This window comes from Streptomyces sp. S4.7 (assembly GCF_010384365.1).
Classification (GTDB): domain Bacteria; phylum Actinomycetota; class Actinomycetes; order Streptomycetales; family Streptomycetaceae; genus Streptomyces.
This window is the reverse complement of sequence record NZ_CP048397.1, coordinates 3422132-3434848: the sequence shown is the minus strand read 5'-3', so window position 1 is coordinate 3434848 and position 12717 is coordinate 3422132. Positions and strand designations below refer to the sequence as shown.

Annotated in this window: 11 protein-coding genes and 1 pseudogene; 3 read left to right on the top strand and 9 right to left on the bottom strand. The window is 71.3% G+C overall.

Going from position 1 to position 12717, the window contains the following annotated elements; translation table 11 throughout:
• Positions 1-83 precede the first annotated feature (83 nt).
• Positions 84-1220: a phosphate ABC transporter substrate-binding protein PstS gene (pstS, locus tag SSPS47_RS15105; protein ID WP_164251582.1), complete on the bottom strand. Its 1137-nt coding sequence runs from the start codon at positions 1218-1220 to the stop codon at positions 84-86.
• A gap of 237 nt (positions 1221-1457) precedes the next feature.
• On the opposite strand from pstS, the gene SSPS47_RS15100 reads away from it, so the two are divergent.
• The gene (locus SSPS47_RS15100; protein ID WP_164251581.1) at positions 1458-2351 is read left to right on the top strand and encodes an aminoglycoside phosphotransferase family protein; all 894 of its coding nucleotides are present in this window, start codon (positions 1458-1460) and stop codon (positions 2349-2351) included.
• A 359-nt stretch (positions 2352-2710) separates the two neighbouring features.
• Here SSPS47_RS15100 and SSPS47_RS15095 read toward each other — a convergent pair whose 3' ends face one another.
• A complete protein-coding gene (locus SSPS47_RS15095) occupies positions 2711-2866 on the bottom strand; it encodes a hypothetical protein (protein WP_164247419.1) in 156 nt (51 codons plus the stop codon).
• 54 nt (positions 2867-2920) lie between these two features.
• On the opposite strand from SSPS47_RS15095, the pseudogene SSPS47_RS15090 reads away from it, so the two are divergent.
• A pseudogene (locus SSPS47_RS15090) lies at positions 2921-3130 on the top strand (hypothetical protein); the annotation flags it as partial.
• Between the two features lie 16 nt (positions 3131-3146).
• Here the strand turns inward: SSPS47_RS15090 and SSPS47_RS15085 are convergent.
• From SSPS47_RS15085 to mshD, 7 genes are all read right to left on the bottom strand, one after another.
• Positions 3147-3596, bottom strand: coding sequence for an NUDIX hydrolase (locus SSPS47_RS15085; RefSeq protein WP_164251580.1), 450 nt, complete (start codon positions 3594-3596; stop codon positions 3147-3149).
• Positions 3593-4582 carry a CHAD domain-containing protein gene (locus tag SSPS47_RS15080; protein WP_239065272.1) on the bottom strand — a complete coding sequence of 330 codons (990 nt, stop codon included), beginning with the start codon at positions 4580-4582 and terminating at the stop codon, positions 3593-3595. The genes SSPS47_RS15085 and SSPS47_RS15080 overlap by 4 nt, the downstream gene beginning before the upstream one ends.
• A gap of 97 nt (positions 4583-4679) precedes the next feature.
• Positions 4680-6905, bottom strand: a complete 2226-nt coding sequence (locus tag SSPS47_RS15075; RefSeq protein WP_164251578.1) for an RNA degradosome polyphosphate kinase — start codon at positions 6903-6905, stop codon at positions 4680-4682.
• A 317-nt stretch (positions 6906-7222) separates the two neighbouring features.
• Positions 7223-8179, bottom strand: coding sequence for an ABC transporter permease (locus SSPS47_RS15070; protein WP_164251577.1), 957 nt, complete (start codon positions 8177-8179; stop codon positions 7223-7225).
• Positions 8176-9087 (bottom strand): ABC transporter ATP-binding protein, encoded by a 912-nt coding sequence (locus tag SSPS47_RS15065; protein ID WP_164251576.1) that lies wholly within the window; start codon positions 9085-9087, stop codon positions 8176-8178. The genes SSPS47_RS15070 and SSPS47_RS15065 overlap by 4 nt, the downstream gene beginning before the upstream one ends.
• Positions 9084-9569 (bottom strand): GntR family transcriptional regulator, encoded by a 486-nt coding sequence (locus tag SSPS47_RS15060; protein ID WP_164251575.1) that lies wholly within the window; start codon positions 9567-9569, stop codon positions 9084-9086. The genes SSPS47_RS15065 and SSPS47_RS15060 overlap by 4 nt, the downstream gene beginning before the upstream one ends.
• 95 nt (positions 9570-9664) lie before the next feature.
• On the bottom strand, positions 9665-10585 hold the full coding sequence (gene mshD / locus SSPS47_RS15055; RefSeq protein ID WP_164251574.1) for a mycothiol synthase: 921 nt from the start codon (positions 10583-10585) through the stop codon (positions 9665-9667).
• A 311-nt stretch (positions 10586-10896) separates the two neighbouring features.
• Here mshD and SSPS47_RS15050 point away from each other — a divergent pair, with 311 nt between their 5' ends.
• The gene (locus SSPS47_RS15050; protein WP_164251573.1) at positions 10897-12708 is read left to right on the top strand and encodes a bifunctional metallophosphatase/5'-nucleotidase; all 1812 of its coding nucleotides are present in this window, start codon (positions 10897-10899) and stop codon (positions 12706-12708) included.
• Positions 12709-12717: the final 9 nt, after the last annotated feature.

Genomic DNA, 12717 nt, shown 5'->3' with positions numbered 1-12717 from the left:
GCGGAGCCGGGTGACGGCTCCTGGCGGCGGTGCACCGGAAGACGTGGCCGGTCCCGCTCGGCGGGACCGGCCACGTCCGGGGGTCAGGACAGGGTGGGAACGATCTCGCGGACCTTGGCCGCGATCTCGGTCGGGAGCGGCGCGTAGCCGGCCTCGCTCAGGACCTTCTGGCCCTCGTCGCTGACGGTGTAGTTGAGGAACGCCTTGACGCTGGGCAGGGTCTCGGCCTTGTTGCCCTTGTCGCAGGCGATCTCGTACGTCACCAGGATGATCGGGTAGGCACCCTCGGCCTTGGTGGCGTAGTCGAGCTCCAGGGCCAGGTCGTTGCCGGTGCCCTTGACCTTGGCGGCGGCGATGGCCTTGGAGGCGTTCTCCGTGGTGGCCTCGACCGGGTCGCCGGCGCCGGTGTCGACCTTGACCGTGGTCAGGTCGCCGGCGGTCGCGTAGGAGAGCTCGAAGTAGCCGATGGCGCCTTCGGTGTCCTTGACGCTGGAGGCGACGCCGGAGGAGCCGCTGGCGGCCTGGCCGCCCTTGGCCTCCCACGACTTCGAGCTGTCGTCGTAGTTCCACTCGGCCGGGGCGGCGGCCTTCAGGTACTTGTTCAGGTTCTGCGTCGTGCCCGACTCGTCCGAGCGGTGGAACGCCTGGATCGCGGTGCTCGGCAGCTTGGCGTCGGGGTTGAGGTCGGCGATCGCCTTGTCGTCCCACTTCTTGATCTTCGAGTCGAAGATCTTGGCGAGGGTCTGGGCGTCCAGGACGAGGCTGTCGACGCCGGGCACGTTGAAGCCGATGGCGACGGGGCCGCCGACCATCGGGAGGTTGATGCCCTTGCCGCCCTTGCAGATCTTCTCCGAGGCGGTGACTTCCTCGGGCTTCAGGGCGGAGTCGGAGCCCGCGAAGGCGACCTGGCCCTGCGTGAACTTGGTGATGCCACCGCCGGAACCGATCGGCTGGTAGTTGATCTCGATGCCCGAACAGGCCTGCTGGAAGTTCTTGACCCAGAGGTCCATCGCGTTCTTCTGGGCGCTCGATCCGGCGGCAAGGACCTGGCCCTTGGCGTCGTCACACTTGATGTTCGAGGCGGCGGCGGCTGTCTTGTCGCCGGAGCCGGTGCTCTCCGTGTTGTCGTCCGAGCCGCACGCCGTGAGAACCAGGGCGCCGGAGACGGCGAGAGCACCGAGCGCGGTGGCGCGCAGCCGGTTCTTGCGCTGAAGCTTCACTTCGGGTGTTCCTTCCAGAAGCCGCCTGTGTGCGGGTATGCGCACTTCTACGGCGGCGTGCGTCGAGGTGGTGGGCCCGGCGGTGTGCCGGTCACCGTGTAAGGCCGAAATTAGGCAGATCAGGTGAAGTGGCTGACGGATGGGAGTGAACGGGAGGTGAACCGTGACGGACAGCCTGGTGCGGCTCCGGCCGCGATCGGCGCCCGACACGGCGTGCCGGCCGAGAAAGTGCGCCCGATGGCGTCGGGGGTCGCGAACCGGGCGTATCTCCTCGGTCCGGACCTGGTGCTGCGAGTTCCGCGTACGGAGGCCTTCGTCGCCGACCTGGTGAAGGAGGCGGCGGTCATCCCGGTCGCGCGGGCCGCCGGGGTGCGTACGCCGGCGCTCGTGACCTTCGACGACAGCCGTACGGACGCGGACGTGCCGTACATGGTGCTGGAGCGCGTGCCGGGCACGGACCTCGCGGACCTCGCGGGTCACGACGGGATCGGCGCGGGCGCGGGGGACGTCTTCCGGGAGGTGGGGCGCGAGCTGACGCGGCTGCACGCGCTGACTCCTGAGGTCGTGGGGGAGCTGACCGGTGTTCCGGTGGAGTACGACCCCGACGCCGGCGCCCCGCACCGGCTGGTCGACGGCCTGCTGGGGGACGGCATGCTCGACGCGGAGGCGGCGCGCTGGCTGCGCGGCTGGTTCGACCGCCTCGCGGAACGGATCCCCGGCGCCTTGCCGCGCGTCCTGGTGCACGGCGACATCGCGCCGCAGAACCTGCTGGTGAGTCCAGTGGCCGGGCCGGGACGGGGGAGGCTCGCGCTCACGGGGATCGTCGACTGGGGCGACGCGATGTGGGCGGACCCGGCGGTCGAGTTCGCCAAGACGCCGCTGCGGGGCGTCCCGGCGATGCTCGACGGCTACCGGGAGGGCGGCGGCGGGGACGGGGGCGGGCGCGACGCCCCGTACGCCTGGGAGGCCCGCGTCCTGCGCCACCACCTCGGCTGGGCCCTCGCCCGCCTGCGCGACCCCGCCCCGGTGCCGGGCGAACGCCACTGGACGGCGCCCCCGGCCTCGCGGCTGCTCGGCATCCTCCGGTTCTTCACCTCCTCGCCTCCGGAGCCGTGGCCGGCGCTCGCTTAGCGGTCGGCGGTCGGCGGGCGCAATTACATCCGGCTTCCAACTTCCTCCCATGGGCGGGTCGTTGAGGAGCGCTCACACTCGAAGGACCCGGCGCCGAGGCTCCGCAGCCGACGGGGGTGGGTGGCGGGGCCCGGCTCCGGTGTGGGTCGTCGGTCGAGTGGAAGAGGGAAGGTGATGGGGGTTGCGCGAGAGGGCGTGCGTGTCAGCAAGTGGATCATCGGTGGGATCGTCGCGCCGGCGATTGTGGGTGTGACCGCCACGTTCGTCCTCGGGGGCGCGGGCTGGATCACCGCGCCGTTCCGGGGGGCGGCCGAGGAGCGGGAGAACACCGTCGGGTCCGGTGCGTTCCGGCAGTCGACCTACCAGGAGTTCTTCGATCTGTGCGAGGCCGCGCAGAACGCCGAGGGGACGATCGAGGCGCTCAAGCAGCAGCGGGGGGCCGCCTCGGCGGCCCGGAAGACGCAGATCGACCAGTCCCTCATGGCGCTGACGGCGTCGAGGATCGAGTCGATCAACGATTACAACTCCAAGGCCGCCCAGGAGCGCCGCGCTCGTCCACCGGCAAGGTGGTCGTGGCGCTGCCGGGCATGGACGGCGTGTACTCGGCGGGCTCGATGTGCAACGCGTACTACGGCTTCGACGCCACGACCGGCGCGTACATCGAGTTCACGGTCGGGACGAACCAGTCGTTCTTCCTGTTCGACAAGCCCATGACGATGCCCGAGTACGCGAGTGCCGAGCAGCTGGGTCCGACCTCCGTGGAGGAGGTCGGGAACTGACCGTGAGGGGCGCGCGTCATGACTCCGGCGCGCTCTTCACGGGCAGTGAGTCCAGAAGAGCGTCGATCAGGAGGCGGTCGCGGGGCTGGGTCAGACGGGTGCGGGCCGTGGGCGGGGGAAGCCACAGGACGCGGTCCACCTCGTCGTTCGGCTCGAAGGCGCCGTCCGTCGCTTCCGCCGCCCAGTAGACGACCTCCTTGGGGCGGCCGTTGACGAGGTAGCTGACCGTGCCGAGCCGCGCGCCGGGGGAGCAGTGGTGACCCGTCTCCTCCAGGACCTCGCGCAGTGCCCCCGCGAGGGCGTCCTCCGCGTGCTTCAGTTTGCCCTTCGGGTGGGACCAGTCGTCGTACTTCGGCCTGTGGACCAGGCAGATCTCCGTGCCGTCGGCCGAGTGGGGCGACCTGCGCCAGAGCACGCACCCCGCCGCGAGGACCGTGCGTGCACGGGCGCCGGTGCTCTCGCTCATGGTGCGCTCACCGCCGTCCGCTGCCAGATCCGCTGGAACTCGTAGCGCGCCGCCTCCACTTCGAGGCGCTGGTCCGCGTGCAGCACGCCGAGCGCGTACGCCGTCGCCGGGGCGATCCGCGGGGTGCGGGCCGCGTTCGCCGAGGCCGCCGCGGCCTCGGCCGCTTCGCGGTGGCGGTCCAGGGCGCGGCCCGCCTCGGCGAGCACCGGGTCCGGGGAGCCGCCGCTCCGCCGGACCTCCTGGGCGTACCGGTGCAGTCTGAGCAGCAGCCGCACCTGGTGCCACGGGGCGTCCTGGGCCTCGCCGTCGGAGGGGGTGGCCAGGCCGTGGACCAGGGCCTCCGCGTTGTACGGGTGCGCGGCGCGCGCCAGTGGCAGCGCGGACACCGCGTCGAGCAGCCTGCGTTCGGCCGCGCTCCGGGGCGCCGCCAGGATCTCGGCGGCGGGCGCGCCCGCGACCGGCGCCAGCGGTACCTCGGACGCCAGGACGGCGACGGCGTCGGCCACCGCGTGGAAGCGGGACGAGCCGAGGGCCTGGAGCGCCGCCGAGTGCGACCGCGTGCGCGCGAGCGTCAACTGCCGCTCCAGCAGCGCCCCGGCGCGCGACGCCCCGACGGTCAGCGCACCCGCCGTCGCCGCCGACGCGCCCTCACCGCTGCGGGCGGTCGGCACCGGCCCGGACCCCGGCGCCGGGCCCGGTCCCGACAGCCGCCCCAGCGCCGACACCAGCCGGTGCAGCCGCGCCGTGCACGCGTACTCCTGCGCGAGTGTGCCCGACAGCCAGCCCAGTTCCGTCCGGAGCTGGTCCGCCCACGCCGGGTCCAGCAGCACCCGGAACGTGTGCAGCGTGCCCCCGATGCGCCGCGCCGAACAGCGCAGCGCCGACGCGGCCTCCGCCGCCGCCGCGGTGTCCGAGCCGCTCTCCCCGTACAGCCGCAGACTGCGCAGGAAGTCCGCGCAGCGGGCGTTCAGATACCCGGCGAGCACCTGCCCCGCGGTCGCCTCGAAGGCGTCGTCGGGGTGGGCGGGACGGTCGGCGGCACGGCCGGGATGTGCCGTACCGACCGAGCCGGCGGTCTCTGCTTCATGGTGCTGCACGCCGGCGCCTCCGGGCGTCAATGAGCATTTCCTGTACGTGCCTGAGCGGCTGCCCGTCCGCGTCGACGGAGTGCCGGGTCCAGTTGCCGTCGCCGCCCAGGTGCCAGGACGCGGTGGTGTCCGCCATGCCGGTCTCCAGAAGCCTGCTGATGGAGGCGCGGTGCGCCGGGTCGGTGACCCGTACCAGGGCCTCGATACGACGGTCGAGGTTGCGGTGCATCATGTCGGCGCTGCCGAACCACACCTCGGGCTCGCCGCCGTTGCCGAAGGCGAAGATCCGCGAGTGTTCGAGGAAGCGCCCGAGGATGGAGCGCACCCGGATGTTCTCCGACAGGCCGTGCACGCCGGGGCGTACGGCGCAGATGCCCCGCACCCAGATGTCCACCGGTACGCCCGCCTGCGCCGCGCGGTAGCACGCGTCGATGACCGCTTCGTCGACCATCGAGTTGACCTTGATGCGTACATACGCCGGGCGCCCCGAACGGTGGTGTGCCGCTTCCTTGTTTATGCGCGTGATCAGCCCGTCGCGCAGCGACTTGGGCGCGACGAGCAGCCTGCGGTACGTCTCGCGCCGCGAGTATCCCGACAGCCGGTTGAAGAGGTCGGAGAGGTCCGCCCCGACGTGCGGGTCCGCCGTGAGCAGGCCCAGGTCCTCGTAGAGCCGTGCCGTCTTCGGGTGGTAGTTGCCGGTGCCGACGTGGCTGTAGCGGCGCAGGGCCTCGCCCTCCTGCCGGACCACGAGCGAGAGCTTGCAGTGCGTCTTGAGCCCGACCAGCCCGTACACGACATGGCAGCCGGCCTCTTCGAGCTTGCGCGCCCACTTGATGTTGGCCTGCTCGTCGAAGCGTGCCTTGATCTCGACGAGGACCAGGACCTGCTTGCCCGACTCGGCGGCGTCGATCAGCGCGTCGACTATGGGGGAGTCGCCGGAGGTCCGGTACAGCGTCTGCTTGATCGCCAGCACGTCGGGGTCGCCCGCGGCCTGCTCCAGGAACGCCTGGACGGAGGTGGAGAACGAGTCGTAAGGGTGGTGCAGCAGTACGTCGCGCTCCCGCAGCGCCGCGAAGACGTCCGGCGCCGACGCCGACTCCACCTCCGCGAGGTCGCGGTGCGTGCCCGCGATGAACTTGGGGAACTTCAGCTCCGGCCGGTCGAGCGCGGCTATCCCGAACAGACCGGTCAGATCCAGCGGCCCCGGCAGCGGATAGACCTCGGCGTCGGAGACCTTCAGCTCGCGGACCAGCAGGTCGAGCACGTACGGGTCGATCGACTCCTCGACCTCCAGGCGCACCGGCGGGCCGAAGCGGCGCCGCATGAGTTCCTTCTCCAGCGCCTTGAGGAGGTTCTCCGCGTCGTCCTCCTCCACCTCCAGGTCCTCGTTGCGGGTGACCCGGAACATGTGGTGCGCCAGGACCTCCATCCCGGGGAACAGCTCCTCCAGGTGCGCCGCGATGACGTCCTCCAGGGGTACGTACCGCTGCGGGGACGCCTCCAGGAAGCGCGTCAGCAGAGGCGGCACCTTGACGCGGGCGAAGTGCCGGTGGCCGCTGACGGGGTTGCGGACGACGACCGCGAGGTTGAGGGAGAGACCCGAGATGTACGGGAAGGGGTGCGCGGGGTCCACGGCCAGGGGCGTCAGGACGGGGAAGATCTGCTGCCGGAACAGGGTGAACAGGCGGGCCTGCTCCTTCTCCGTGAGATCGCCCCAGCGGATCAGATGGATGCCCTCGTCGGCGAGCGCGGGGGAGACGTCCTGCTGGAAGCAGGCGGCGTGCCGCGCCATGATCTCCCGCGACCGGGTCCAGATCAGGTCGAGCACTTCGCGGGGCTGGAGCCCTGAGGCCGATCGGGTGGCGACGCCGGTCGCTATCCGGCGCTTCAGGCCCGCGACGCGGACCATGAAGAACTCGTCGAGGTTGGACGCGAAGATGGCGAGGAAGTTCGCCCGTTCGAGTAGCGGGGTGGCCGGGTCCTCGGCCAGTTCCAGCACGCGTTCGTTGAAGGCGAGCCAGCTGCGTTCGCGGTCGAGGAAGCGGCCCTGGGGCAGCTCGCCGCCGTCCGCGTCGCCGTCCTGGTCGTACGAGTCGAGGTCGGCGTCGAGGTCGGGCTCCAGATCGGAGACCGCGGCGGCGACGGTGTGCGGCCGGTGTGCGGCGATGGACCCGACGGACGGCTGCGGGTGGACCGGGCTCTCGGCAGGCTGCTGGCTCATACCTCCATTGTTCCGCGCGGAAGGCAGGACAGGCGCGTCGGAGCCGGCGGGGGCGAGACGGAACCTGCCGTTCGGCGTGGGGGGCACAGCGGGCTGCATTCCGAGAGGGTCGCAACCCCGTCTGAATGGCCGGTAACGGCGACATGACGTGCAGGGAAGCGGGGCGGGGCTCCACGGGGTCGGGCGCCGGGCCCCACGGGCGCCGGCGCACGGTTGTGCGAGGTGAACGTACAGATGAACGGACGGGGTCGGCCGCGACGCACGGGGTCCCGTCCGCCCCCCTGCGGCGGACGGGACCCCGTGCGTATACCCCGGAGTCAGCCGTGCCGCCGCCCCAATACCTTGAACGCGGCGAAGACGCACGCGGCGGCCAGCACGAGCACGATGCCGGTCTCGACGAGCTGGAGGGGCCAGAAGTGCGAGGCGGGGTGGTACTCGTAGAAGCGTGTGACGGCCGTGGGGGTGCTGCCCGGGTCGCACGGCGACTTCGAGAAACCCATGTCCAGGCACTGCTTGTAGGTCATCCGGCCGCCGTCGGCGAGGACGACGCCTTCTCGTACGATCCAGGGCTCGGACGACGCCGTGAAGGGGCTCGTCCCCGCGCCCCCCTCTGCCTTGACGACCGGCCACAGGTGGGGCCGCACCCAGGCGAAGAACAGCGAGACTCCCCCCGTGGCGGCCACGCCGACGGCGATCGCCAGGAGGGTGCGGCGCAGGAGTACGGCCGCGAGCGCGCCGACGGCGACCGCCAGCAGGACATAGCCGACAACGGTCGCTCCCAGGGCGGGGTAGACCTCACGACCGCTCCAGGACCGGGCCATGGACAGGAACGCGTCTTCCTGGCTGTAGGACCTGCTCCAGCGGAGAGTGACGGTCAGGAGGACGGCGCCCGCCGTGGCGACAGCGGCGGCGCCGGCGAGTCGCACGGCGAGCCAGCGGGCGGGCGACACCGACTGGGTCCATGCCAGTCGGTACATGCCCGATTCCAGTTCACGGGCGATCAGCGGACCCGCGGTGAACGCCGCGACGACGAGCGGCAGCAGGACGGCGGCGTGCCCGACGTAGTTCTCCGCCCAGCGGAACCAGCCGCTCGCCGTCGTACTCATCTCACACCCCTTGCCGCAGCTCACCACCACCCCGGCCGAGCCGACCCAGACACGGGCCGCGACCACGCAGCCGACGGTGAGCACCGTGAGGAGCAGCGCCGTCCACAGCGCGGGGCGGTGCTGGCGTACCGCGACCCAGGCCGGGCCGCGCGGTGTCAGGGAGTTCATGCCGTCACCTCGGCGGCGAGGGTGCGGAGGGTGCTCAACTCCGCGCTCGGCGTCAGCAGCACGGGCGCGCCCGGGGAGCGCAGGTGGGCGAGCAACAGTTCCTCCAGGGAAGGTTCCACGGTCTGCCAGTCGTGGCCGACCGGTCCGTCGGGGCGGATCAGCGCGGTGATCTGGCGGCCGGTGGTGCGGGTGTCCACGACCGTGTGCGGGGCCAGGCCGCGTACGGGGCCGGTGATCAGCCGGTGCGCGGTCAGCAGGTCCTCGGTCTCGCCGCCGAGCCGGATCCGGCCGTCGTCGAGGAGCAGCAGATAGTCGCAGGTGCCTTCCAGTTCGGTGAGGATGTGCGACGAGATCACGACGGTGGTGCCGTGCGTGGCGGCCTCCGCCATGAGCGTGCCCATGAGCTGATGGCGGGCGAGCGGGTCGAGGTCGGCCATCGGCTCGTCCAGCAGCATGAGTTCGGGCCGCTTGCCGAGGGCGAGCGCGAGGGCGACCCGGGTGCGCTGGCCGCCGGAGAGCGTACGGACGCGTACGCCGAGGTCGAGCCGTCCCTCGGTGACAATCCGCTCGGCGGCGTCGGCGTCCCACCGGCCGGGGTTGAGTTCGTCGCCCATGCGCAGGGTGTCGCGGATCGTCAACTGCCCGTAGAGGGGCTTGTCCTGGGCGACGTACGCGATCCGGTCGCGGACGTCGGCCGGGTGCTCGCCGAGGACCCGGACGCCGCCCTCGGTGGCCGGGAGCAGTCCCGCCGCCTGGGCGAGCAGGGTGGACTTGCCCGCGCCGTTGGGCCCGACGAGGGCGCAGATACGGCCGGCGGGCACCCGGAAGGAACACTCGCGCAGGGCCCAGCCGCGCCGTTTCCCGTAGCGCTTGCCGAGGCCGGCCGCCTCGATCGCCGCGGCTGTCATGAGTATTCCCCCTTGGTCGTGGTGCTGGTCGTGCTGCTGGTGGCGGTGCCGGTCGTGGCGCCGGTCGTGGCGCCTGTGCCGGTCGGCTCCGTGAAGCGGTCCGCGAGTTCCGCGAGGACGGAGTCGAAGAGGGCGGACAGGTCGTCCCTCTCCAGCCCTCCGGTGCGGGCCCGTTCGACCCAGGTGGTGAGTTCGGCGCGGAGTTCGGCCCGCAGCGGGCTGTCGGCGGCGCCGCCGCCGAGGGTGCCGCTTACGAAGGTCCCCAGCCCGCGGCGTCCTTCGGCCAGGCCCTCGCGCTCCAGTTCGCGGTAGGCCTTGAGGACGGTGTTGGGATTGATGGCCGTGGCTTCCACGACCTCGCGTGCCGTGGGCAGTCTGTCGCCGGGCTCCAGCAGGCCGAGGCGGAGGGCCTGTTTGGTCTGCTGGACGATCTGGAGGTATGTGGCGACACCGCTGCGCCGGTCGATGCGGTATTCGATCACCCGCAAGCACCCTTTCACTAGGGAAGTAGTGAAAGCATGGGGTGAAGAAGGGGCGGTGTCAACTTCACCGCCCCTCGGGGTGCTTGGCCGCCGCGCTACGACTCCGTGCGGTACATGAGGTCCACCTCGTGCGTCACGAAGCCCAGGCGCTCGTAGACCGTCACCGCGGCCGTGTTGTCCGCGTCGACGTAGAGCATCGCGGTCGGCAGGCCCAGCGACGCCAGGTGCCGCAGCCCGATCGCGGTGAGCGCCTTGCCGAGTCCGCCGCCCCGCGCGTCGGGGCTGATGCCGACGACGTACACCTCGCCGAGCTGTTCGGCGGCGTGCACCTTGGTCCAGTGGAAGCCCACGAGCCCGCCCTCCCGCTCGGCCAGGAAGAAGCCCTTCGGGTCGAACCACGGCTCCGCCTCGCGGTCGTCGAGATCGCGCTGCGTGAGTCCGCCCTGCTCGGGGTGGTGTGCGAAGGCGGCGGCGTTGACGGCGAGCCAGGCGGCGTCGTCCCGGCCGGGCACGAAGGTACGCACGGTGACGCCGTCGGGCAGGACCGGCTCGGGGATGTCCAGCGGCTCCAACGGCCGCCGCAACTGCCGCAGTTCCCGGAACATGCTCAGCCCGAGCACCTGCGCCAGATGCCGGGCGGCGGACTTGCCGCCGTGCGCCCACACCCGCAGCCGCTTCCCGGAAGCGGCGAGCAACGCGGCCCCGAGGGCGCGCCCGTGCCCACGTCCCCGGTGCGACGGGTGCACGACCAGCTCGGCGGCCGGCGCCTCGACGGGATCGGTGTCCTCCAGCTGGGCGTACCCGAGCAACTCCCCACCGACGGTCAGCAGAAAATGCCGCACCCCGGCCCTCGGCCCCCCGCGCAACTGCAACCGCCCCTGCTCGGACACCGCTTGCACACCGTCGGAACGGGCCGCGTCGTCGAGCAGCGCGAGTACGGCCCGCGCCTGCTCGGGGTTGATCTCGTCGAGGGTCTCGATCTGCCGGCCCGGGTCGAGGGCTGCCGTATCAGTCATGCACCGAGGGTACGGCGCACCCACGAGTTCGCCCGGCTTCCGGATTCCACATTCAAGGGCGGTGGGTGTCCGTCCCGGGGGTGGGTCACGATGTGGCCCCAGGAGCACTCGGCCAACGGTCTGTCGGCCCATCGGCTCCGTCCGGTTGTGTCCGCCGTACGGGTGATACGCGCAGTCCACCCCTTGACGGACATTGGCAACCAGGTCGTAACCAGTACACCCCTGTTGCTCTACGCGCGTGGACTCTAGGCTGCCGCTCGCAGCTGTTCCTCCTCATACGGAACTTACAAGCGGAAGCAACAAGGGGACCGATGTCAGCGACACCGCAGAAGAATCGCGCGGCCCGGCGGGTGCTCGCCGCCGTAGCCGGACTTGCCACACTGGGCGCACTCGCCGCCGCCGCGCCCTCCGCCGGGGCGCAGGGTCACGGACACGGGCACGGGCACCCCAAGCCCCGCACCGTCGATGTCCAGCTGCTGTCCTTCAACGACCTGCACGGGAACCTGGAGCCGCCGGCCGGGTCCGCGGGCAATGTGAACGAGATCCAGGCCGACGGCACCGTCAAGGCCGTCCCCGCCGGTGGTGTCGAGTACCTCGCCTCCTCGCTGCGCACCGCGCGCAAGGGCAACCCGTACTCCGTCACCGCCGCGGCCGGTGACATGGTCGGCGCCAGCCCGCTGCTGTCCGGGCTGTTCCACGACGAGCCCACCATCGAGGCGCTCAACAAGATCGACCTCGACGTCTCGGCCGTGGGCAACCACGAGTTCGACGAGGGCTCCGCCGAGCTGACCCGCCTTCAGAAGGGTGGCTGTCACCCGACGGAGGGCTGCTTCGAGAAGGGCAAGAAGTTCAAGGGCGCCGACTTCCCCTACCTGGCGGCCAACGCCACGTACGAGAAGACCGGGAAGCCGGTCCTCAAGCCCTACACCGTCTGGAAGAAGAAGGGCGTCAAGGTCGGCTTCATCGGCGTGACCCTGGAGGGCACCCCGAACATCGTCACCGCCGAGGGCGTCAAGGGCCTGAAGTTCCACGACGAGATCGAGACCGTCAACAAGTACGCCAAGGAACTGGACCGCCAGGGCGTCAAGTCGATCGTCGCGCTCGTCCACGAGGGCGGGGCCCCGGCCTCCGACTCGTACAACTACGACTGCGACAGCCCCGGCCCCGGTGACGGCATCTCGGGTCCGATCGTCGAGATCGCCAAGGGCATCACACCCAAGGTCGACGCGCTGGTGACGGGCCACACGCACCAGGCGTACGCGTGCACCGTCCCCGACCCGGCCGGCAACGACCGCATGGTGACCTCGGCTTCGTCCTTCGGCAAGGTCTACACGGACACCACGCTCACCTACGACCTGCGGACCAAGGACATCGTCCGTACGAGCGTGAAGTCGGCCAACCACGTCGTCAGCCGTGACCAGGCCAAGGCCCAGGACATGACCGACCTGATCGCGCGCTGGAACAAGACCGCCGCGCCGATCGCGGGCGCCCCGCAGGGCTTCATCTCCACCGACATCAACGGCCGCGGCTCCACCGCGCCGGAGAAGCCGCTCGGCAACGTCATCGCCGACGCGCAGCTCGCGGGTCTGGCCCCGGCCGACAAGGGCGGCGCGCAGGTCGCGTTCATGAACCCGGGCGGTATCCGCGCCGACCTCGTGTTCGCGGCGTCCGGCGGCGAGGGCGACGGTGTGGTGACGTACGGCGAGGCGTTCACCGTGCAGCCGTTCACCAACATGATGAACGTCGTCGACCTCACCGGCGCGCAGCTCCTCACCGCGCTCCAGCAGCAGGTCAGCGGCGCGAACGAGGCGTCCCCGAAGATCCTCCAGGTCTCGAAGGGCTTCACCTACACCCTGGACATGACCAAGACGGGCGCCGCCCGGATCGTCACCGACTCGGTGAAGCTGGACGGCGTGGCCCTGGACCCGGCCAAGACGTACCGCGTCGCGATGAACGAGTTCCTCGGCGGCGGCGGCGACGGCTTCCCGGTCCTCGGCCAGGGCACGAACAAGCTGGTCGGCGCGTCCGACCTGGACCTGTTCAACGCCTACCTGGCGGCGAACTCCACGGCGACGGCGCCGCTGGCGCCGCCGGCGACCGACCGGATCACGGTCGTCAAGTAGTCACCGCTA